Origin of the sequence: Paenibacillus sp. BT-177 (genome assembly GCF_025846815.2) — a bacterium.
Classification (GTDB): domain Bacteria; phylum Bacillota; class Bacilli; order Paenibacillales; family Paenibacillaceae; genus Paenibacillus; species Paenibacillus polymyxa_C.
In genome coordinates, this window is record NZ_JAOYTP010000001.1 from 1,265,533 (window position 1) to 1,286,478 (window position 20,946).

The following is a 20,946-nucleotide window of genomic DNA, read 5'->3' on the forward strand; positions in this document are numbered from 1 at the left end:
CCACCCAACTCCTTCACAGCCAAAAAGGGCGGACTGGTCCGCCCTTTCAGGTTTGATCTGCTCGTTATCCAGACTTACAGCTCTTCCGGCAACGTACATTCGTCGTACAGCTCAGAAATATCTTCCCACTCATCATCATCTTCAATAGTGGTGATGGAGATTTCGCCGTCTGTGGATAAGCTTACATGATATAATTCATGTTCGCCAGCAGCAGCACCAGGTCTACGCAATACGGCGTACCGTTGCTCGCCTACCTTGAACTCTGCTTCCAACTCCATGCGTATCGCATGACCCTGTTCATCCTGCAACTCTACATCGCCGTCAAATGCTTCCTTCAAATCAGAGGTCCAGCTCAGGTCTTCACGTGAGTAGCTCGTCATTTCCCGTCTTCCTCTTCTTCTTCCTCTTCTTCTTCCTCTACAAATGTATTAAAGGTCTCTTCGACGATTTCCCATTCGGCATCGTCTTGGATCACAAACAATTTAATATCATCGCCTTCTTCTTCGTAGCGGAAGGCGTACACATCGGACTCATCAGCTTCAGGGTCCACTGGCGCAACCATCATGTACTTTGCTTCGGAACCATCTACCTCAAACTTCATAATGACCTCGAACTCTTCCTCGTTGCCCTCGTCATCGGCAATATAAATAATTTCCGGCTCTTCTTCCATACCCAATTGATTTTCAGCCATTACGAAATCCCCCTCACCTTGTACTGTGTGCGTCCAAATAATTTTGCAAGATCAGGCTTGCGGCCAGTTTATCTACCACCTGCTTGCGTTTTTTGCGGCTGACGTCGGCCTCCAGAAGCGCACGCTCTGCCGAACGCGTCGTCAGCCGTTCATCCCAAAGGTGAACGGGTAAACCCAGTAACTCCTTGAGCCGGTTCGCAAACTCAATGCAAATCTCACCGCGTGGACCCACGGTTCCGTTCATATTTTTCGGCAAGCCTACAACAACCTCACCAATTTCATGTTCACGAACCAAATTTGCAATTTTACCGAACTCGCTGTCGTCACCGCGTCGTTCTATGACTTCCAATCCTTGGGCGGTCCAGCCGAAGGCATCACTTACGGCGACCCCAATTCGGCGATCCCCGTAATCCAATCCCATTACTTTCATGCCTGTCTCCTAACGATGCTTAGCGAGATAGAAACGAACCAGCTCTTCAATCAATTCATCGCGTTCTTTTTTACGCACCAGGCTTCTAGCATTATTATGCCGCGGCACATAAGCCGGATCACCGGATAGCAAATACCCGACGATTTGATTGATCGGATTGTATTCTTTTTCTACCAACGCATCATATACGGTCAACAAAATCTCCTGAGCAGAAGCTTCCTTCTCATCCGCCTTGACATTAAATTTGACCGTTTTGTCCATGGAATCCATTGTTGACACCTCGCTTCCACAAAACATGTGTACATGTTTATGCCAGCTTATTCTTTTATATCATACCATAAGCAAAGCCCTTCAAGGAAATGTCTAAGTCCGTTTTTTTCCAAAAATCCGCAAAAATTATCGAACTTTATCCTTGTGAGGCTGCTGACACCAATTCATGCGCACGTTGAAGTGCTTCGTCCAGCTTGCTTGCATCCTTACCCCCGGCTTGCGCCATGTCAGGTCGTCCGCCGCCGCCGCCGCCGCATACGGCCGCAATTTCTTTCACGAGCTTACCTGCATGAAGTCCTGTCTTGGTATGCTCAGCTGGGACAACAACGACAAAATTAACTTTGTTGTCCATTGCAGCGCCTAGCGCCAGAACAGCTGCAGGGAGCTTACTTTTCAGCTCATCAGCAATCGCACGCAGCGCATCCATGCTGGAGGCCTGCACGCGTGCAGCCAACAACTGCACTCCGCCAGCTTGCACGACTTGATCAGTCAGCTGACCCGCCTCAATAGCGCTCAGCTTGCTTTGCAGTGATTCATTTTCACGACTGAGGTCTTTAATTTGTTGCTGCAAAGATTCGATGCGTTTTGGCACCTCGGACAGCTTGGATTTAACAAGCCCAGCCGACACCTTCAACAGCTCTAATTGACCTTCCATATACTCAAAACCAAAACGTCCGGTCACTGCTTCAATACGACGTACACCTGACCCGATGCCGCTCTCGCTGACAAGCTTGAACAAACCAATTTGCGAAGTATTGCTGACATGACATCCTCCGCACAGTTCGATGCTGTAATCGCCAACCTTAACGACCCGTACGATATCACCATATTTCTCACCAAACAGTGCCATCGCTCCAAGAGCTTTGGCTTCGTCAATCGGTTTCAGTTCAATCGTCACATTCAGTTGGCTCCAGATGGCACGGTTAACCCGCAGTTCAATATCCGCCAGCTCTTCTGGGGTAATGCTACCGAAATGGGAGAAGTCAAAACGCAGACGCCCAGGTTCTACCAAGGAACCCGCCTGATTGACATGGTCACCCAGCACTTCTTTAAGCGCTTTGTGAAGCAAATGCGTAGCCGTATGGTTTTTCTCAATTTCTCCACGTGAAGCTTGATCTACTTCAGCTTTTACCGTATCGCCTACGTTCAGCTCACCAGCCTCTACAACGACTTGATGCACATGCTGACCTTGCGGCGCCTTGAACAGCCCTTCAACCTTCGCGGTTACCGTTCCGCCACGCAGTAAGCCATGGTCACTCACTTGCCCGCCGCTTTCGGCATAGAAAGGAGTCACATCCAGCACGACCTGACAGGACTGTCCTTCACTAACACTCTCCACCAGCATATCATCATATACAATTGCCACAATTTTGGACTCAGTTACGAGGTCATTATATCCAACAAAATCACTTTTAACCGCCAGATCAGACAAAGCTCCGCCCTGAATCTTCATGCTGGCATTATCTTGATGAGCATCGCGCGCACGTTGACGCTGTTCCTGCATCGCTTCATCAAAGCCTTCACGGTCTACTTTCAAGCCCTGCTCGTCCGCATAATCCTCTGTGAGGTCGAATGGGAACCCGTACGTATCATACAGCTTGAAAGCATCTGCTCCGCTAATGACGTTGCGGCCTTCGGCCTTTGCCTGAGCACTGATATCAGCCAAAATAGCTAATCCGTCAGTCAATGTTTCATGGAAACGCTCTTCTTCTGTTTTAATCACCTTGATGATGAAATCACGCTTGTCTACGACCTCAGGGTAGTATACGCCCATGATATCCCCAACGGTTTCCACCAGCTCAAACATAAATGGACGGTTCATGCCCAGCATTTTTCCATAACGAACAGCCCGGCGAAGCAAACGGCGAATGACGTAACCCCGTCCTTCATTGGAAGGAAGTACACCGTCACCAATCGCGAAAGCAACAGTACGAACATGGTCAGCAATGACCTTGAGAGCCACATCACTGTCCACATTGTCGTTATATTTAACGCCTGCCATCGCAGCCGTTTTCTGGATTAGTGGCTGGAAGATATCCGTATCAAAGTTGGAATCCACATTTTGTAAAATGGATGCAAAACGTTCCAAGCCAGCCCCTGTATCAATATTTTTATTAGGAAGCGGCGTGTAGCTGCCATCTTTGTTATGGTTGAATTGCGAGAATACGAGGTTCCACACTTCCAGATAGCGCTCATTTTCTCCGCCCGGATACATTTCAGGGTCCGTCATGTCGCTGCCGTAGGCTTCGCCACGATCATAAAAAATTTCCGTACAAGGTCCGCAAGGTCCTTCACCGATATCCCAGAAGTTATCTTCCAGTTTGATGATACGTTCAGCCGGAAGTCCAACTTTTTCGTTCCACAGCTTGTACGCTTCCTCATCCTCAGGATATACCGTTACAGCCAGACGCTCTGGATCAAAGCCGATCCATTTCGGGTCTGTCAGAAACTCCCATGCCCATGTGATGACTTCTTCCTTAAAATAGTCGCCAATGGAAAAGTTGCCGAGCATTTCGAAAAACGTGTGATGACGGCGTGTTTTACCAACATTTTCAATGTCGTTCGTCCGAATACATTTTTGCGAATTGGCGATACGCGGATTTTCTGGTTTTATACGTCCGTCAAAATAAGGCTTAAGCGGCGCCATACCCGCATTAATCCACAGCAGGGAAGGATCTTTATGCGGAACAAGCGGTGCGCTTGGTTCAATCACATGTCCTTTGCTTTCAAAAAACTCCAGCCATTTGGAGCGGATTTCACTAGCTTTCATATAAGTAGCCTCCTAATTATGGTGTCACTGGTTTCTGGCACAGGCCATAAAATATAGAAAAACGCCCCTGAACGGATCAGGGACGATTGTATCGCGGTACCACCCTGGTTATCGCCGTCCCTTCTGTACGAAATGCTACATGTGCAAGCGCACACCAACATCTGCTAACGGACGATCGATCGCCTTGTTTTCACTGGTAACGGGAGCATCCCGGCGGGTTCAGCCCGCACTCCGAAATGAGCTTTCCCTACTGGATAAACACATTTAAACATACTCAATTCAGTATATCCGTGTCATTTAGCCGTGTCAACGCGATTTCAGACAGCATGCATCCGGGATATAGACGAAATCAGATCGTTTTTCGCTTCACGTAATATGCAAAAAAATGCTGAAGCCCTACCTTCAAAACCGCCATCACAGGAACTGCCAAGATCAAGCCAGCAATTCCCGCAATTTCCCCACCGACTAGCAGAGCGAAAATAATGGCTAGCGGATGCAGATGCAGCGTTCGTCCCACCACCTGAGGAGAGATTACATTACTTTCCAACACTTGAATACAGGCATTAACGACTACGACTAAAAGTACCATTTTCAAGGAAACGGTAGAAGCCATAATTACCGCCGGTGCAGCGCCCAAAAAGGGGCCCAAATATGGAACAATATTAAAAAGAGCCACTACTCCGGCCAGCAACAGCGCATAAGGCATGCCAATCAGCATATATCCAATATACGCCATCACGCCAATAATGACGCACACCAGCAATTGGCCCCTGACATAGTTGCCAAGCGCCTGATCAATTTCCTTAAGTACTGATACAATCGCCTTACGACGAGAACGTGGGAGATAAGATACAATCGTCCGTTCAAACACGTCAAAATCCTTTAAAATATAAAAAATAAGAAAAGGGACAATAAACACATTGAACAGCATGTTGATCATCCCACCAATGTTGTCCATAAAGGTAGAAATCCCAGTAGCCATCCGATTCTCCAGTTGGAAAAACCATTGATTCATCCCCGTTCGCACCCCTTGGGGTAAAATACCGCTGTCCATATTCGTCATTAGTCCCTGTGCATGCATGGTCAGCTCAGGCAGATGCTCATTCAGCTCATCCAGTTGTTCAATGAACATTGGAATCAGATTCATCAGGATCACAATAAGACTGGCCAAAAACACAGCATAAATGAGCAGTACAGCTACACTACGAGGCACCTTTCGACCGCCCAGCATACTGACTACAGGATTAAGTACATAGGAGATGATCATCGCTACCGCAAACGGAGCAATGATTGTTTTCAGAAATTCATACAAATGCAAAAACAAAGGTCTCAGCAGCCAGATAAAATATAGAATGACAAGTCCCAGCAGCGTCCATATGCCGTACCGGAACAGTCTACTTTTCGTTAATTGGTCCATTTTGTGCCCCCTTACCGGACTAGCCTCCTTTAAGTATATGCCTGTACCTCTAGTTTAATCCTTCCCGCCAGTCTAAGGTGTTCCATAAATAACCATTGTGAAAAATTGATGAAAATGGATGAAAACAATAAACAAAGTCATTCGATCTGACGATATAAGTACAAAGCACTGTCCTAAGCTTTCACATTTCTGAAACATCGGGGGGTCGTTACATGAACTTAAAAATGAAGCTTATTCTTCTTTTCACTTGCATTGTAATCGTTGCAGCTGGGCCTTTATCCGTCATTAGCATGACAAGTGTTAAAAATCAGGCCAACCATGATATCCAAGAGCTTATGAACAGCAAGGCTTCCGAAACTGTCAATCAGCTTGATGGATGGACAGGCGGCAAAGCCGAAATTATTGAAACATTAGCTGCGAGTCTGCAATCCAGCGATATTTCATCAGATGCCAAATTAGCGTCTCTAAAAGCAGCTTTCCGAAACTATAAGGATCAAGATATTTCCAATATTTATGCAGGCTTTGAAGACGGCATCTATTGGGGAGGCTCTGACTGGTTTGAAGAGGGTTATGACCCCCGCACACGTCCTTGGTACAAGGATGCTAAAACCAAGGGAGAAATGTATTATTCCTCACCCTACACTGATGCAGGTAGCAATGACTTCACCATTTCCATCGCTAAACCGCTCAAGGATGCCAACGGCTCGATCACCGGGGTAGTCAGCGAGGATATTATGCTCAACGACATGACAAAAATGATCAAAAGCATAGACCTGAACGGATTGGGCTACGCATTTCTGATTGACCAAAAGGGAGTCGTAATCGCGCATCCAGATAACAAGCTGGCTGGCAAAAACCTCAAGGAAACCCCCGAGTTAGGATCATCGACCGCGACCCTGCTCAGCGCAGCTTCGGGAAAAACAGACTATAGCTACAATGGCAGTGACCGTCAGCTTTATTTTAAAAAGATGCCTAGCACAGGCTGGATTGTAGGCCTATCTATTTCTAAAGATATTGCTTTTCAGGAATATTACTCCACTCGTAATCAGTTAATTATTACTGTTGCTATCATTTTAGTTGCTGCTATGCTGCTGGCGATCTGGGCGGCAAACAACTTTATCAAGCCGATTCGCAGACTCCAAGCAAATGTCAAACGGATAGCTGAAGGCGATATGACCGCTCGTGTGGATATTAAGGGTAAAGATGAAATTGCCAGTCTGGGGACAGATTTTAATCTCATGTCAGACAATCTCTCTCATCTGTTGCGCAAGGTATCAGATACAGCTAGCGATGTCAGTTCCGCTTCCCATGATATGCATCAACACGCCAAAGATACAGGAACCATTGCGTCACAAATCTCCAGTGCAGTACAGGAGCTGGCTCAAGGAGCGAGCGACCAAGCTGAGGCCGTATATTCCGGTTCTGAGAAGCTTACACATATGACAGGATCCATCAACCAGATTGGCGAAAGTGTCAAACGGACCCAAACTGCTGTATTCGAAACAGATTCTGCCGTGCTGGCCGGGTATGAAACAGCAGAGCGTCAAGCGAAACTCGCAGCCGAGTCCAGACAAACGACCACTGCGGCAGGAGAAGCAGTAGATTCACTTACGCTGAAAACCCAGGATATTGGACGGCTGGCTGGGGCCATCCACGATATCGCCGCACAAACAAACCTACTAGCCCTCAATGCATCCATCGAAGCGGCACGGGCCGGGGAACACGGACGAGGTTTTGCCGTCGTCGCGGGAGAAGTCAGAAAGCTGGCCGAACAAGCGGGCAACTCCAGTGACAGTATCATGAGTAAGCTGGAGGAAATTAAAATTGCGGGAGTACAAAGCGCAGAGGAAATGAAGAAGGCTCTTGCTGTAACTGTAGAACAGGAGCATGCTGCCATTGCAACGAGACAGGCGTTTGAATCCATACGTGGCGCTTCTCAGCACATGCTTGCCCAAATTGAGGACGTTTCTGCTGCAGCAGATCATCTCCGTGTGAATGCCGGACATATTTCAGATGTCATCTCTAGCGTTGTTGCTGTTTCTGAGCAAAGTGCAGCATCTACCGAGGAAGTAGCTTCCTCAGTACAAGAACAAGGTCATGCTATGAACAATATTGCCGACCTTTCTGCCAAACTTGATTCTCATGCAGATCTTCTATTGGAAGAGGTCAAACGCTTTAAATTGTAGAACTAGCCATCTTCGCAAAATAGGATATACAAAAGAGGGTGCCCCCAGGCCAAAAGGCCTTTCGGGACACCCTCTCCATTTTTTATTAAGCATGATCCAACCCACTAAGCTGTATTTTAAGCAATAGGTGGGAGATCACACCTCTTCGTAAACAGCCTGTCCACTTTCCGAATCAAGCTTAGGAAGAAGCGTGAATTTGCGGCAAGTCCTGTTGTGCCATCTCATCTCCAAAGAATAAGTCGTCCAGCGAACTGAGCGTTCCATCCTCTTCCACTTGGTAGACAGACATTTTTTCACCATTCACTTGAAGTTCGATAAAGCATCCCCAGCAATAAAATTGATGGGAGCCAATTTTTCCGATATCTTTGGAATTACAATTCGGACATCTCAATAAACTCACCCTATCCATTAACAGAATATATGGCTTTTTCCAGACGCTGCTCGCTTAACGGGGGAACCATAACAGCATTTTCCCCGATGGACATATCTTCGGTGCAGGGCAGCCATTTCCGCCCTTCTATAATATCCGATACAAAACCATCGCTGATTTCCAAGCCTATTATGTTATTGCCCATTTCCTGGTCAAAATAAACATCCGAGATGTGCCCGAGCATAAGCCCTTCCTCTGTTAGCACGGATAAATCCTTCAGTTTACCGGGTCCAAGCAAGTACGTATGTTGTATATCATGGGCCTCTGTTTTACGGACGGCCTGCTGATTGCGAATCATGATCGCATCCTCACCATAGGCAACGATGTCATCCCAAGCCACCATTTTGACATGAGATGAAAAAAGCCCTTTACCTTCTAGCTCAATCCCTGTAATTCGCCAATCAGCTGTCAACATAAAGTCATGTATTTTACCAATCTGCTTCCCGTCCTCGACATCGAAAACAGCAAGTCCGATCATGTCTTGAAGCTTCATATATCGGGTCCCTCCTCATTCTGCAATCCGAACGAAGGTGCGGTCCTTTTCCCACATGCCTGTCAGACCTTGCTTTTCGTTCATGCAATGAAATGGAAAACCGCCCCTCCCTTCTTACTAAAATGCGGAGAAATCCCTAGTTCCTAGTACGTAGCCGCTTCCATATGGTTTCAATTTTCTTGGCCGTGTATTCCATTTCTTCCGTAGTATTACCCAAACCGAAGCTAAACCGAATCGCTGAATTCAAAACATCTTCAGGAAGATCCATCGCCTGCAATACATGCGATAGCTCTAGAGACCCCGAAGTGCAGGCTGATCCACTGGCCGCTGCGATTCCTTCCATATCGAGATTCATCAGCATGGTCTCTGTACCAATGGCCGGAAAGCTAATATTTAGCACATTAGGCACAAAATACTCAGGATCACCATTAATTACAAACTCATGGCTACCTAGAGAACCTTCCAACGCTTTCAGCAGTGTCTGGCGAAGAGCCATATCGTGTGCTCCTCGCTCCTCAATGGAAGCATTGGCAAGAGTTGCGGCTTTAGCCAGCCCAGCAATGCCGGCGATATTTTCTGTTCCGGCACGCCGTTTCTTCTCTTGAAGCCCCCCATGCATTAACGGCTGAATGCGTGTACCCTGACGGATATACAATGCACCCACCCCTTGCGGTCCGTTAATCTTATGGCCAGACACACTAAGTAAGTCAATCGGGAGGTTCCCGCAGTCGATGGATATATGCCCGAAGGCTTGAACTGCATCTACATGGAATATAATCCCATTCTCTCTCGCAATCTGTCCTACTTCTTGAACCGGCTGAATGACGCCCACCTCATTGTTGGCATACATCATGCTGATCAAAAAAGTATCCGGGCGAATAGCTGCCTCAATATCCGCAGGATTCACACGCCCAAAACCATTGACCGGGACATAGGTAACCTGGTATCCCGCTTTTTCCAGCTCATCGCAAGCATGAAGCACGGCGTGATGTTCAATCGCGGTTGTAATAATATGGCCGGAAGTACGACCATCTGCCGTAGCCGTCCCAAACAGGGCCAGATTATCACTCTCTGTCCCTCCGCTCGTAAATATAATTTCTTCAGGCTTGCAGCCCAAAGAGGCCGCAACGGCATCCCGCGCTGCGCTGACGGTGCGCTTGGCATCACGGCCAAAGGCATGAACGCTCGAAGCGTTGCCGAATTGGCCGGTCATGATGTCCATCATAGTCTGCGCAACCTCAGGATGCATAGGAGTCGATGCGGCATGATCCAGATAAATTCTGTTCATGTTATCCACCTCAAATGTAGAACATGTAATTATCCAATTCATCATGTTCTTGGTATGTGATCAAGTCCTTAAGTGTTGTAGAATCCAGCACTTCAGCAATGCTGTCACGAATTCGCAGCCAGAGCTGGCGTTTAGCCGGATCGTCTTCTTCCGTAAAATCGACCGGAGAAATCGGACCTTCCAGCACACGAATGATGTCTCCTGCTGTTACGCCTGACGGTTCATTCGCCAAAATATAACCGCCGTAAGCACCACGGATACTTTTTACCAAACCTGCATTACGCAAAGGCGCAATGAGCTGTTCCAGATAATGCTCTGATAGCTGATTTTTTTCGGCAATACTTTTCAAAGAAGTTGGACCTTCGCCAAACCTGGCTGCAAGCTCCATCATAATGGTCAGACCGTAACGGCCTTTCGTTGATATTTTCAATTGTGGCACCTCTCTTATAGTAACAATTCCGTTAAACACGCGGAATAATTGGAGTTGTAAACCTCTCTATTCCGATCCTAACCCTCAGCTTATGTTAACATATTAGGGCAGGTAAAGGGAAACATTACGGTAACAATCTTAAAAAAAGTTGCTTTCGAGCGATTAGGAACAGATTTAGCCCGTTTTATGTAGCTTTCTTGCATCGTTCGCCGTGTCATTTGTTCGTCCAAACATCGTAACTTATTATCGTTTATGTTACAATAGGTGGGTTCTACAACAATATTGAAAGAATTGGGTGATGACCATGGCTAAAGCCAATCATGAAACCCGTGTCGTCGTCGGCATGTCCGGTGGCGTCGACTCATCCGTTACCGCGCTGCTGCTAAAGGAGCAGGGCTATGACGTAATCGGCATCTTCATGAAAAATTGGGATGACACGGATGAATTTGGCCGTTGTACGGCTGAAGAGGATGCGGAGGATGTGCGCCGCGTCTGTGAACAGATCGACATTCCTTACTATACAGTCAATTTTGAAAAAGAATACTTTAATAAAGTATTCTCCTATTTTCTTGATGAATATAAAGCTGGACGCACACCCAATCCGGATGTCATGTGCAACCGTGAAATTAAATTCGGCGAGTTTCTGAACAAAGCGCTGGATTTGGGAGCAGATTATGTTGCTACTGGACATTATGCACGGGTTGTGGAGGAAGACGGCCGCTTTACTTTGCTGCGAGGTGTGGACAGCAACAAGGATCAGACTTATTTCCTGAATGCATTAAGCCAAGCACAGTTGTCGCGCACCATGTTCCCGATCGGCCATCTGCCGAAACCAGAAGTACGCAAAATTGCAGAAGCTGCGGGACTTTATACAGCCAAGAAAAAAGACAGCACAGGTGTATGTTTTATCGGCGAACGCAATTTCAAGGAGTTTCTGAGTGGGTATCTGCCTGCAAAAGGTGGAGATATGGTGGATATCGCTACGGGTGAAGTCAAAGGACGTCACGATGGTCTGATGTACTATACACTGGGCCAAAGACAAGGCTTGGGCATTGGCGGCTCAGGTTCAGGCGAACCATGGTTCGTAGCAGATAAAGATTTGGAGAAGAATATCCTGTATGTGGTACAAGGTGATCGTCACCACAGCCTGTATTCTACCAGCCTGATTGCCACGGATGTAAACTGGATTGAAGGCGCAGATGCACGTCCATCCGGCGAATTCCGCTGCACAGCCAAGTTCCGCTACCGCCAGCCTGATCAGCAAGTAACTTTACAATGGCTTACGGATGGAACCGTGCATGTCGTATTCGATGTACATCAAAAGGCCATTACCCCTGGACAAGCTGTTGTATTTTATGACGGGGAACGTTGTCTGGGCGGCGGAACCATTGATAAGGTTGAAAAACTTCAGCCTGAAACAGTTTAAATAATGACCATTTTGCATTGATATAGCAGGAAATAAAAAAGTCGTCTCTCCAGATTTATGGAGGGCGACTTTTTTATAAAAGATGTTTTTAGTTTATAAGTTGTAAAGAATTCATAATCTGCTCTTTATGATGTCTGTCATGCTGGGCAAACTTTACAATAATGGAATGAATAGCTAGATTCGTACATTTTAAAATTGCACCGAAGAAAGGGTGTATCCAATTTGTGTACACCCTTTAATCTAAATTATCACTACCCTATAAAAACAACTGCTTCCTTACGCTGAAACGCGCTAGGCAATTTTTCTATGAGTGTTATTACTCGTTCAACGAGTTTATTTTTGTAATCCTCCTCTAAATTTCTTTCTGCCCAATTCTGAAGTTGTCGAAGCTCAGACAAAATATTTGGTAAGTCTTCCTCCTCAACATCAACTCCTGTTGAAAACAAATCTAACCATTGTAATCCTAAAGATTCGATAGCTGGTTGCCAACATTCATTAAAAAATGATTCTGACGCAACGGGAAGAAAAAAACTTTTTTCAAACTCATTTTGTGGTTCGAGTATCATAACGCTAACTGACATTTATTTTCCTCCTCCAAACTGAACACTAAATTTATAATCTGGAAACTCCTTTTTAAGCTGATTTAGGCTGTTCTCGGCAGCTTTTCTCAATTCAGGTGTATCACCATCTAATCTAAATACAAATTCTCGAATATCTTTAATACTATCGAGATGGGGAATATCAGATGAACTATTTTTTGTTGCTCTTGTAGTAAATGCATTATTTTCTAGTTCATTGATTCGGTTTCGAGTCTTTTTTAATAATTGTTTATCCGTAAATTCTTGGGGCGTTTGAGCAGGTAAACCTGTCTTAGGATTTACTTTATCCAATCCTTTTGCAGATTTATCTTCGTAGAATATTTTCTTTTTCAAATCAATTTCATCGAATTCTCCTATAGATTCACCTTTTTTGTTGACAATCTCCACTTCTTTTGGATTTTTAATCGTAGAAGGCGATTGACTTGTCACTTCATGATGTACGATGGAACTTGAAGGCCTTGAATTTTTACCTCCACCTTCCCCTTTTACCATCTGCCACAGTTCTGCTGTTTTTTCCCCTACTCCATTTGCACTTTTAACCGCAGTTGTAGCTCCATGCGCCGCCAAAGCTGCCGATCCAATTAATCCGGGTACTCCAACGATACTCCCTACGCCTGTAGATGAAACAGCAACTGATAATCCTTCTCCACCTATTCCAGCTACTACCTCACCAGCCCCTTGCAATGTTGTAGCTACATTCCCGAGAATTTCTCCTACTTTAGCTGCCATGGGATGATCATAATTCCGTTCTTTATCTGGCAGCATCCCCAATGTCAAATTTCCCTGAATAGCTCCTTTTGCTCCCTGTGCAGTATCCCAAAGGATTTCTCCTTGAAGTTTGCTAGCTTCCAATTGAGCTTCAGCCTTGGTGATCTCAGCTTGTCCAATCTGTTCAAAGATTTTATGTAACCAACCTTCACCTGTGGATGCCGTTTTAACAGGGGTACCAAGCCACGGCACATCTAATACGACTTTCTCCCCGTCCACCTGTGTAAAGTTTTTTGAAATAAAAATAAGTTCTTGTGCTACTGTCGATAGTCGTTCAATCGTTACATTCATGGATTGTCGAGAAACCTGAAATTCTTGAAAAAATCTCTCCTGGGTAGCTCCAGACCAGCCTTGTTGGACAAAATCAATCCGTCCACTCAAAAAGTTCAGCATACGTTCCATTTCATGCTTTCCGTGTAAGAACTGATCAGCAACTTCCATCAGTTTGTCAGGTCGAACTAATATTCTCCCCATTTTACCACGCCCACTTTAATTTAGATGGAAATAATCTTATCAGAAGGAGATGTTTAGGGACATCCATCTATTATCCTGATATTTCCTTTTTATATTATGTGACCAATGGACTGAAATAAACAGGTTACTATGTCAAAAGTATTAACCCCCTTGTTTTAAGTTGCATGGATCAATGCAGCATTATTTCGTTCCACAACCATATCCTGCAACTCAGGAATTTTTTATAGTTGTGTAGCTGCTGAGAAATCATTTGCAATATCCTCTTGAGTTTTGCCAAAAGTAAAATCATTTGACTTTGCCTCTTATCAGGGCAACTGTTTTTTATTTATAAAATACAAACATTTACTTTTTTGTTACGGTTAGATGGTGGTTAAAAAATATCGAAAGTATGTACAATTAAAGATGTATATAACTGGGGGGGGATATTTCACAAATATCAAAAAAGATGTAGTCATTAAGTTGACTACACCTAATTAAATATCATTTATCATTGTAAGTTAGAGAAACATGAAGATAGCCATCTCTTATACCAGGTAAACCATCCGTTTCTTTTATATCTAAAAAATCAAGTTTTTCTCTCCAAGCTTCTCTTTCTTTATCTTTATAAGTGTTACCGTATCTATCAAAAACATAAGCGATAACTGATGCTTTTATTTCAACGCTCCCCTTTGAAATACGTGTCCATTCTGTCGGTGCAACTATTTGGTTACTTAAAGGAGTTATTTCTTTCCCCGAGACATTCAATACAAACACTTTACCTTGATTTCCTACAAGCGCTACCTTCTTCTTAGCATCCCATGAAACTGAATCGACATAACCACCAAACAAATCTTTTATAGGTATATATCGGGACTTATAATTAAATTGTTTCCCTTTTTGTTTATATGAGATTGTTAAAGCAGTGTTTTTAAGGTTTGAGTTGTACGCATGGTCTGCTTTTTTAGCTATTGAATCACTAATACCTGCTGCTTGTATACTTGCTCCAAAAACAAAAAACAAAGAAAAAGACAACAAAAGAATTCCTATTTTTCTCATATCTTTCCCTCCTAATCCTTCCTTGATATAAATACTGACCAAGTCAAATTGTTATCAGAGCATGGTGAGTCAATTTTGACGCACCTTCGTTTGAAGTAAGGTGTACAACTTTAGAGTATATGTTACACTTTTAATTAATTATATATTTTGAATACCGAAATTTCTCTGCCATACTTTTTAATCGCACCTTTGTAAGTGGTAAAGTTGTACTATTATATCTTTATACCTTTATAAGGAGAAATATTATGAATTATAGAGTTACTGACACCCATGTTTATGTCTTGGATTCCCATGATACAATTCACGATGTACTGTGCTTCCCTAGATCAAAGCAAGGCTATATAAATTTAGTTGAATTAGTATATGACAGTGAAACACATGAGATAACAAACATTGACGATTTCAAAGTATTTGACCACAGTCGAGTGAATGTTCCTTCAAAGGGCGGTTTCTTTTATACCGAGGAGTTCCTAAACCCTATTTTAAAACTGGTAAATGAGAATAAGCTGTAAGATGAACACAAAAGGACTCTTCCAACATAATACATGGCTGGAGTCCTTTTGCTGAGGAATACTCATGATGGTGCTTTAAATTCCTCCGTGGTGACTAGTTAGTTCGTAATTAGAGACCTTTTCGTCACATTTTTATTCTATCGCTCTACAAAATAATTTTTATTTATCTCCATGTAATTTTGTCAGCAACAACTCAATCATGCACTCAATCTTTTTAATGTTCAAATTTCTTTGTCCATATAAATAAACAAATTCTTGTACATTATCCCAATTCTTTAGTTCATTTATTTCTTCGATCTCCTGAGTCAGACCTTCAACATAAGCAGGTAACTCCCTACTTTTAAACTCCTCAATTAAGTTCTCTAAATCAGCAAAATCCATACTCCAATTAAAGTAACTCTCTATAAAATACTTCAAATTTTCATAACTCACTTCTTGTTCCATATATTTGTGTTTTAGGCTCGCATTCTTTTTCATGTACTAGTAGCTCCTATACTCAATCCATAAGAATATGCCCCTAACCAGATCGCCGCAACTTTCTGACATGTATAGGGGCATTCATGTATGAACATATTCAATGAGCTGATAGCTAATTTTTTGAATTTTTCCATTTTAGGAATGTATTTAGGGCAACAACAATAATTAGAATGAAGAGTAAAACATTAGTTATAGTAAGAGTGCTATCTAAGTTGCTCAATCTAGTTTCAATGTCCTGTAAACCTGAACTCGTTTTGTCCCCTATTTCACTTATGCTAGAACTCATCCGATTTAAATACTGCACTAATTCACCTATATCCATCCAACACACCTCCAATCAATTGTTTACAATAACATATCATTTTTATTAATTGTTTACAATTATTTCATATAGTACTATAATGAGGACGTTAAAAAATTCTATTTTATGGAGTTAATTGAAAAAAATGTTCAAATCCAAAAAAGTATTACCCGCAGTTCTAATGAGTTTTGTTGTTTTTTTAGCATGTTTCTCTGGAATACTAGGAGAACAAGCGAAAGCAAGCAAGGCACCTACACAGCATATTCAGCTCAATACTCTTTATGTTGATCTACCTTACAGTTCTGATAAATACGATATTCAAAGAAGTGAAAATGCAAAAGAAGTTGAAATAAACGTTACTGAAAAAGAGTCAGGTAATGTGGTTTACACTGTGGGTGAGTTGAAAGAAAGTAAAACGATTAAACCACAGGATATTACTACAAACGGCTACGAAACACGTACTGTATATCAAGATTATAAGGATGGATTTGTAACCGCTAGATTGTATTCGGTAATGTCAGTATATAGTAGTGGTTCATTTGGTGAGATTTCGAATGTTTTGGAAACATATTGGGCACCAGTTAGTGATGGTTCTTGGAGTTTGGAGAATACACATGCTAATACCATTTCTACAACTGGTAAATTCCCTACTCAAAGGGTTCAAATTACTGGAACTGCTGTGGTTGATACTGTAGAAACACAATCCGGTGGAGTTTCTCTGGCGGTCTTGGGCTATAATCTAGGAGTTAATAACCATATGCGAAAAGCAATTAGCCAAGGCTTCACATTTAGTTATGGTAGATAACCAGATCAAAATCTAACCTCACTTTAGATCTTAATAACAGTGGTGCCAAACAATGATTAAATTTTGTCATTATCGGCACCGCTGTTTTTTTTACAACTTAGAGACGTAACCCCAAGTAAATAATTTCAATTCCTCGTATTTCCACCCCCTATTCATTCCCTAACATACAAAAAAGGCTAAACGGACAATCCCGTCTAACCCTTAATTGTGACTTAATATTCTTCTTTCGAACAAACGCTCCACACTATATATAAAAATGTACTAACTACCAATGTGCCAGCTCTAAACTTGAAACCAACCACTTTGAGCTGCCGTATAGTTGTAACTTGACTACTCGTTGATTGTGTACTTATGACTAATACTAATAAGAAAGTCGTCGTGCATAGCTTTCTAAATTATGATACTCCGTCTTGGCTTCAGTTAGGACAAATTTCTGATAACGTTCGACAATTATCCTGTAACGAAGGATTGAGCGTTCATCATTAATTATAATTGATTTCCTCATACCATCTAATAAGAACCGAACTCCCTTTTCGTACTGGCCTCTGGATAAACAATATTCAGCCAATTCACTCAATACGCCAACAAGCTGATTATTAATATTTTGCTGATCATTGGTTTGTATTCTTGTATGATCATGTAAGTTTGAAATTTCACACTCAAATCGATTCAGAATATCATCTACGTCCATGCTATAGCGATTGGCTGCGATCATAATGTTCCATAGACCCGGGAGAATCTCATCTTTCGTTCTTGTAATGAGATCAGCATATGCAGGAAGTACCTCTCTATTTCCAGCCATGAGCTTGCTCAGGCACACATTAGTCTCACCCCACTCCTGAAATAAGTTTTTCCAGTGTTTTGTTTCTTTATCAGTTTCTTTCACCCATTCTAAATCAACAGATTCATAGGCTGCTTGCAGTGCTAACTCATAGTTTCCTTGCTCATAGTTAGCCCCACCAATAAGTGAACTACTGAATGCTATATAAAAAAATAACGGTCGCAAAGGCTTCTTAACTTGTTCTCTTTTAAGAGACTGTGCTATAGAATATTGCGCTTTGCCTAAAGCTCTTAAGTCTTTAGCAACTTCCTCAACCCGTTCCCATTTACGCAAAGATCGGTATATATTAGCCAAATCTACAAAGGCATCTAACTGGTCTATAGCATCAAGACGTTTGACAAATGGCTCAAATTGGAGCGCTGATTGAAAATTCTTTTCTTGGTCATTTCCAATCTGAATCTTAAATATGCGATATTGACAGATGGCTAGACGCTCAGAATGTTGATATTTCTCCGCTTCAGCTACTCCCTCATATAATATCAATGCAGCCCCATGCCGTCCCTGTGCCAATAATCCTTCTGCAATTTCGAATAGCTTGGGCGAATAGAGTAGATTGTCCATGATGGCTCCCACCACTCGACGGATCGCATCCAACTTTTCCAACTCCGCACAGCGATATAAAAACGGTTCAATTCGTCTCATATTAGGAGGATGGTCAATAATATAATTTTCTATAAATAGATCATAAAAGCGACCTTCTGGTAAGCCCATAGCTTCAGTAATTCGATCAAGCTGATTAATAGACATAGATTTATTACCTGTTACAATGCTACTTATTATTCCTCTATTCATCCCTGCGATTTGTCCAAATTTCGATAATGTTAAGCCTTCTTGTTGTAGAAATTGTTCCAATTCTGCTCTAATCGTGGGTGTAATTTTCATCGATAAACCACCCTTTCAACACAGACTAACAATACGATGCATAGTTAAATTTATTATGTAGTTGTGAAACAAATAGTAAAATGTTTTAACGATCTTGATCGTACCATCTTTTGGAATAAAATCATATACCTTTTATATATGTACTCAAGATACCTTGTGGGATAGTTTGCGATGATTTTATGATTAAAGTATCGTCCTCATATTGATGTATAGTTTATTAGGTAAATCATAATACAACTCATCCAATACAAAGTTACCCCATTAAATAGTCATGTACGAATTCCCTTGTAATTAATCTATGAATTGAACTTAAATTGGATGTATGGCATATAAGCAACCTTTACGATATTCGGGATTATATTGAGTTAAATTTCAAGCTGCGTCTAGGAGTGGAAGTGTAACCGTTTCTGTTGATACCCTCTTTCCGCATGACTGTGAGTAATGACAACTTGCTCATTGTGGGCAACTTACGTTGAAGAGATTCATTCATGCGCTCATCGGTTGTTAAATGGAATAACATTTTTCCTATAATAATAGATGCTTTAGGCAGGCTATCAAGGAAGTAGCAGAGCTTTTCTATTGTCAGGTCAGAGTGATATGGAATTCCCAAAAGAGTAGATTTTGACACTAAGGAATTTTTGATAACGTCCCCATTTGGGTATATGATGTAGACAAGATCATTACTTCAATTGAAAAGGAGCGTGCCTTTATGTCTGATTCATTAGGAATGCTGACACCGGGTAAAAAAGTTTCTTTGAAAGAATGGGACCCCAAGGATACGAAGAATATCAAAAACAAAGAAGAAATCCGACAGGAAACAGATCAATTGAAGGAACGCTTCGCAGAATTACAAAGCAAATTATTTACAGAGAAAAAACAAGCCGTTTTGTTTGTATTCCAGGGTATGGATTGCAGCGGAAAAGATGGCGTGATCAAGCAGGTATTTTCTAATCTTAACCCTGCCGGGGTGACTGTACACAGCTTCAAATCACCTACGACTGAGGAATTAAGCCATGATTTCTTGTGGCGCGCCCATAGCGTAACTCCAGGACGCGGATATATTGCAGCTTTCAACCGTTCTTACTACGAGGATGTGCTGATTACACGTGTTCACGGACAGGTATCCGATAAGCAGGCCAAGCAGAATATGAAGCATATCAAGCATTTTGAACAGTTGTTGCTGGATAGTGGTGTAAAGGTGGTTAAAATCTTTTTACATATTTCAAAGCAATTTCAGTTGGAAAAGCTGATTGACCGGATTGAGAAGCCTCGCAAAAACTGGAAGCTTGATCCGAGTGATTTGCAGGAACGGAAATTTTGGAAGCAATATACCCAATACTATGAGGAGGTACTAGAGCTAAGTGCAACCAAGCAAGCACCTTGGTATGTTGTTCCTTCAGACAATCGTTGGTACAGAGATTATACTGTACTGCGGATTGCCGTCCAAACGCTAGAGGAAATGAAGCTATCTGACCCTGATCCACGACCTGAACTCAAAGCCCTTTTACCTGAATTATACAAAGAACGAGATAAAAAATAGTTAAATAAGCACAGCACTAAGCTTCCGCCCTCCTATTCACGGCTGATAACGCCTTGAGTGAGGGTTTGGAAGCTTTTATGGTGTGCTCACATGTCATTTTGAAAATTTATAAGGTATAACTGACCCTGTAACCGATTGCTGCAGCTATAACTCCTACTATTACAGAAGATAATACATACATAGCCATACGTCGGTATTTTTTGTGTTCCATCAGTTGAAGAGATTCATAGCCGAATGTGGAAAAGGTGGTGTAGCCGCCACAAAAACCGGTTCCCAGTAGCATCCAGAGTGCAGGAGACAAATTGTGTTGCGCAAACTCGCCATACAGCCAGCCTAGCAGCAATGAACCGCTAATATTAATGATCCACGTCCCCCACGGGAATACAGTACCTAACCTTTTTCCGGCCCACATGCCAAGCCCGTATCTAGCTAAAGTACCTACCATCCCACCTGCTGCCGCCCACCAAATCATAAATGTTCCTCCTTAGGGGCAACCTGTGTCATTTTTGTGCCTAAACGGATACCTGCCCACGTCAAAAACAAGCCCCCGCCTACGCTAAGCAGCAAGTACAATATAGCCGTCAGCATACGATCGTGAACCGTGAGGCGTACAGCATCCACTGTAAAGGTGGAAAAGGTGGTAAATCCCCCTGTAAAGCCTGTTCCGATGGCAAGTCGCCAGCGGGGGTTGATCCGCCACGATCGCAAGGTCACCGTAAAAAACCAGCCGAGAAACAGGCAGCCGAGCCAATTCATTAACAGGACGCCAAATGGAAAGTCTGCCCCAGCCGAAGGCAATAATAATTGTATACTGTAGCGAGCAGAGGTTCCGAGCGCTCCACCTGCTGCGACGAATAGTACGTCTTTCATTTCTTTTATTC

Annotated in this window: 22 protein-coding genes; 5 read left to right on the plus strand and 17 right to left on the minus strand. The window is 42.9% G+C overall.

The window, feature by feature from the left end; genetic code table 11:
- Positions 1-74 precede the first annotated feature (74 nt).
- The 6 genes from OIU26_RS05765 to OIU26_RS05790 all read right to left on the minus strand — a co-directional run bounded on the left by OIU26_RS05765 (position 75) and on the right by OIU26_RS05790 (position 5,578).
- A complete protein-coding gene (locus tag OIU26_RS05765; protein ID WP_264216209.1) occupies positions 75-380 on the minus strand; it encodes a DUF1292 domain-containing protein in 306 nt (101 codons plus the stop codon).
- A complete protein-coding gene (locus OIU26_RS05770) occupies positions 377-691 on the minus strand; it encodes a DUF1292 domain-containing protein (RefSeq protein ID WP_264216210.1) in 315 nt (104 codons plus the stop codon). Before OIU26_RS05770 ends, OIU26_RS05765 begins: the two co-directional genes overlap by 4 nt.
- 13 nt (positions 692-704) lie before the next feature.
- On the minus strand, positions 705-1,121 hold the full coding sequence (ruvX, locus tag OIU26_RS05775) for a Holliday junction resolvase RuvX (protein WP_016819084.1): 417 nt from the start codon (positions 1,119-1,121) through the stop codon (positions 705-707).
- 9 nt (positions 1,122-1,130) lie between these two features.
- A complete protein-coding gene (locus OIU26_RS05780) occupies positions 1,131-1,391 on the minus strand; it encodes an IreB family regulatory phosphoprotein (RefSeq protein WP_007431624.1) in 261 nt (86 codons plus the stop codon).
- Between the two features lie 136 nt (positions 1,392-1,527).
- The gene (gene alaS, locus OIU26_RS05785) at positions 1,528-4,161 is read right to left on the minus strand and encodes an alanine--tRNA ligase (RefSeq protein WP_264216211.1); all 2,634 of its coding nucleotides are present in this window, start codon (positions 4,159-4,161) and stop codon (positions 1,528-1,530) included.
- A gap of 349 nt (positions 4,162-4,510) precedes the next feature.
- On the minus strand, positions 4,511-5,578 hold the full coding sequence (locus OIU26_RS05790) for an AI-2E family transporter (protein ID WP_013372609.1): 1,068 nt from the start codon (positions 5,576-5,578) through the stop codon (positions 4,511-4,513).
- A gap of 212 nt (positions 5,579-5,790) precedes the next feature.
- Between OIU26_RS05790 and OIU26_RS05795 the strand changes: the two genes are divergently transcribed.
- Positions 5,791-7,764 (plus strand): methyl-accepting chemotaxis protein, encoded by a 1,974-nt coding sequence (locus tag OIU26_RS05795; protein WP_264216212.1) that lies wholly within the window; start codon positions 5,791-5,793, stop codon positions 7,762-7,764.
- 178 nt (positions 7,765-7,942) lie between these two features.
- Here the strand turns inward: OIU26_RS05795 and OIU26_RS05800 are convergent, their stop codons facing one another.
- The 4 genes from OIU26_RS05800 to cymR form a co-directional block, all read right to left on the minus strand.
- Positions 7,943-8,155 (minus strand): hypothetical protein, encoded by a 213-nt coding sequence (locus tag OIU26_RS05800; RefSeq protein WP_013311529.1) that lies wholly within the window; start codon positions 8,153-8,155, stop codon positions 7,943-7,945.
- A 10-nt stretch (positions 8,156-8,165) separates the two neighbouring features.
- Positions 8,166-8,687 carry a PRC-barrel domain-containing protein gene (locus OIU26_RS05805; RefSeq protein WP_013372611.1) on the minus strand — a complete coding sequence of 174 codons (522 nt, stop codon included), beginning with the start codon at positions 8,685-8,687 and terminating at the stop codon, positions 8,166-8,168.
- Positions 8,688-8,823: 136 nt separating this feature from the next.
- Entirely contained in the window at positions 8,824-9,975 is a 1,152-nt protein-coding gene (locus OIU26_RS05810; protein WP_264216213.1) for a cysteine desulfurase family protein, read from the minus strand.
- Positions 9,976-9,985: 10 nt separating this feature from the next.
- On the minus strand, positions 9,986-10,405 hold the full coding sequence (gene cymR / locus OIU26_RS05815; protein WP_013372613.1) for a cysteine metabolism transcriptional regulator CymR: 420 nt from the start codon (positions 10,403-10,405) through the stop codon (positions 9,986-9,988).
- A gap of 304 nt (positions 10,406-10,709) precedes the next feature.
- Between cymR and mnmA the strand changes: the two genes are divergently transcribed.
- Positions 10,710-11,831 (plus strand): tRNA 2-thiouridine(34) synthase MnmA, encoded by a 1,122-nt coding sequence (mnmA, locus tag OIU26_RS05820; protein WP_264216214.1) that lies wholly within the window; start codon positions 10,710-10,712, stop codon positions 11,829-11,831.
- A gap of 251 nt (positions 11,832-12,082) precedes the next feature.
- Here mnmA and OIU26_RS05825 read toward each other — a convergent pair whose 3' ends face one another.
- The 3 genes from OIU26_RS05825 to OIU26_RS05835 all read right to left on the minus strand — a co-directional run bounded on the left by OIU26_RS05825 (position 12,083) and on the right by OIU26_RS05835 (position 14,707).
- Positions 12,083-12,412 (minus strand): hypothetical protein, encoded by a 330-nt coding sequence (locus OIU26_RS05825; protein ID WP_264216215.1) that lies wholly within the window; start codon positions 12,410-12,412, stop codon positions 12,083-12,085.
- Positions 12,413-13,672 (minus strand): WXG100 family type VII secretion target, encoded by a 1,260-nt coding sequence (locus OIU26_RS05830; protein WP_264216216.1) that lies wholly within the window; start codon positions 13,670-13,672, stop codon positions 12,413-12,415. It abuts the gene before it with no gap.
- 480 nt (positions 13,673-14,152) lie between these two features.
- Positions 14,153-14,707 carry a hypothetical protein gene (locus OIU26_RS05835; protein ID WP_129549840.1) on the minus strand — a complete coding sequence of 185 codons (555 nt, stop codon included), beginning with the start codon at positions 14,705-14,707 and terminating at the stop codon, positions 14,153-14,155.
- A 245-nt stretch (positions 14,708-14,952) separates the two neighbouring features.
- Between OIU26_RS05835 and OIU26_RS05840 the strand changes: the two genes are divergently transcribed.
- Entirely contained in the window at positions 14,953-15,219 is a 267-nt protein-coding gene (locus OIU26_RS05840; protein ID WP_129549841.1) for a hypothetical protein, read from the plus strand.
- Between the two features lie 159 nt (positions 15,220-15,378).
- On the opposite strand, the gene OIU26_RS05845 is transcribed toward OIU26_RS05840, so the two are convergent.
- On the minus strand, positions 15,379-15,696 hold the full coding sequence (locus OIU26_RS05845) for a contact-dependent growth inhibition system immunity protein (RefSeq protein WP_264216217.1): 318 nt from the start codon (positions 15,694-15,696) through the stop codon (positions 15,379-15,381).
- 437 nt (positions 15,697-16,133) lie between these two features.
- Between OIU26_RS05845 and OIU26_RS05850 the strand changes: the two genes are divergently transcribed.
- Positions 16,134-16,802, plus strand: a complete 669-nt coding sequence (locus tag OIU26_RS05850) for a hypothetical protein (protein WP_264216218.1) — start codon at positions 16,134-16,136, stop codon at positions 16,800-16,802.
- 361 nt (positions 16,803-17,163) lie between these two features.
- On the opposite strand, the gene OIU26_RS05855 is transcribed toward OIU26_RS05850, so the two are convergent.
- Positions 17,164-18,525 carry a transcriptional regulator gene (locus OIU26_RS05855; protein WP_264216219.1) on the minus strand — a complete coding sequence of 454 codons (1,362 nt, stop codon included), beginning with the start codon at positions 18,523-18,525 and terminating at the stop codon, positions 17,164-17,166.
- 709 nt (positions 18,526-19,234) lie between these two features.
- Here OIU26_RS05855 and OIU26_RS05860 point away from each other — a divergent pair.
- Positions 19,235-20,065 (plus strand): PPK2 family polyphosphate kinase, encoded by an 831-nt coding sequence (locus OIU26_RS05860; RefSeq protein ID WP_016819116.1) that lies wholly within the window; start codon positions 19,235-19,237, stop codon positions 20,063-20,065.
- A gap of 106 nt (positions 20,066-20,171) precedes the next feature.
- Here the strand turns inward: OIU26_RS05860 and crcB (OIU26_RS05865) are convergent, their stop codons facing one another.
- Together crcB (OIU26_RS05865) and crcB (OIU26_RS05870) are read right to left on the minus strand one after the other, a co-directional pair.
- The gene (gene crcB, locus OIU26_RS05865) at positions 20,172-20,537 is read right to left on the minus strand and encodes a fluoride efflux transporter CrcB (protein WP_016819117.1); all 366 of its coding nucleotides are present in this window, start codon (positions 20,535-20,537) and stop codon (positions 20,172-20,174) included.
- Positions 20,534-20,935 carry a fluoride efflux transporter CrcB gene (gene crcB / locus OIU26_RS05870; protein ID WP_264216220.1) on the minus strand — a complete coding sequence of 134 codons (402 nt, stop codon included), beginning with the start codon at positions 20,933-20,935 and terminating at the stop codon, positions 20,534-20,536. Before crcB (OIU26_RS05870) ends, crcB (OIU26_RS05865) begins: the two co-directional genes overlap by 4 nt.
- Positions 20,936-20,946 lie beyond the last annotated feature (11 nt).

What these genes read in the sequence shown, in the direction of transcription:
- OIU26_RS05795 (WP_264216212.1), top strand. Translation starts at nt 5,791, where the DNA reads ATGAACTTAAAAATGAAGCTTATTCTTCTTTTCACTTGCATTGTAATC.
- OIU26_RS05855 (WP_264216219.1), bottom strand. Translation starts at nt 18,525, where the DNA reads ATGAAAATTACACCCACGATTAGAGCAGAATTGGAACAATTTCTACAA.
- OIU26_RS05780 (WP_007431624.1), bottom strand. Translation starts at nt 1,391, where the DNA reads ATGGATTCCATGGACAAAACGGTCAAATTTAATGTCAAGGCGGATGAG.
- alaS (WP_264216211.1), bottom strand. Translation starts at nt 4,161, where the DNA reads ATGAAAGCTAGTGAAATCCGCTCCAAATGGCTGGAGTTTTTTGAAAGC.
- OIU26_RS05825 (WP_264216215.1), bottom strand. Translation starts at nt 12,412, where the DNA reads ATGTCAGTTAGCGTTATGATACTCGAACCACAAAATGAGTTTGAAAAA.
- crcB (WP_264216220.1), bottom strand. Translation starts at nt 20,935, where the DNA reads ATGAAAGACGTACTATTCGTCGCAGCAGGTGGAGCGCTCGGAACCTCT.
- OIU26_RS05770 (WP_264216210.1), bottom strand. Translation starts at nt 691, where the DNA reads ATGGCTGAAAATCAATTGGGTATGGAAGAAGAGCCGGAAATTATTTAT.
- OIU26_RS05830 (WP_264216216.1), bottom strand. Translation starts at nt 13,672, where the DNA reads ATGGGGAGAATATTAGTTCGACCTGACAAACTGATGGAAGTTGCTGAT.
- OIU26_RS05790 (WP_013372609.1), bottom strand. Translation starts at nt 5,578, where the DNA reads ATGGACCAATTAACGAAAAGTAGACTGTTCCGGTACGGCATATGGACG.
- mnmA (WP_264216214.1), top strand. Translation starts at nt 10,710, where the DNA reads ATGGCTAAAGCCAATCATGAAACCCGTGTCGTCGTCGGCATGTCCGGT.
- OIU26_RS05805 (WP_013372611.1), bottom strand. Translation starts at nt 8,687, where the DNA reads ATGAAGCTTCAAGACATGATCGGACTTGCTGTTTTCGATGTCGAGGAC.
- crcB (WP_016819117.1), bottom strand. Translation starts at nt 20,537, where the DNA reads ATGATTTGGTGGGCGGCAGCAGGTGGGATGGTAGGTACTTTAGCTAGA.
- OIU26_RS05845 (WP_264216217.1), bottom strand. Translation starts at nt 15,696, where the DNA reads ATGAAAAAGAATGCGAGCCTAAAACACAAATATATGGAACAAGAAGTG.
- OIU26_RS05765 (WP_264216209.1), bottom strand. Translation starts at nt 380, where the DNA reads ATGACGAGCTACTCACGTGAAGACCTGAGCTGGACCTCTGATTTGAAG.
- ruvX (WP_016819084.1), bottom strand. Translation starts at nt 1,121, where the DNA reads ATGAAAGTAATGGGATTGGATTACGGGGATCGCCGAATTGGGGTCGCC.
- OIU26_RS05840 (WP_129549841.1), top strand. Translation starts at nt 14,953, where the DNA reads ATGAATTATAGAGTTACTGACACCCATGTTTATGTCTTGGATTCCCAT.
- OIU26_RS05835 (WP_129549840.1), bottom strand. Translation starts at nt 14,707, where the DNA reads ATGAGAAAAATAGGAATTCTTTTGTTGTCTTTTTCTTTGTTTTTTGTT.
- OIU26_RS05860 (WP_016819116.1), top strand. Translation starts at nt 19,235, where the DNA reads ATGTCTGATTCATTAGGAATGCTGACACCGGGTAAAAAAGTTTCTTTG.
- OIU26_RS05810 (WP_264216213.1), bottom strand. Translation starts at nt 9,975, where the DNA reads ATGAACAGAATTTATCTGGATCATGCCGCATCGACTCCTATGCATCCT.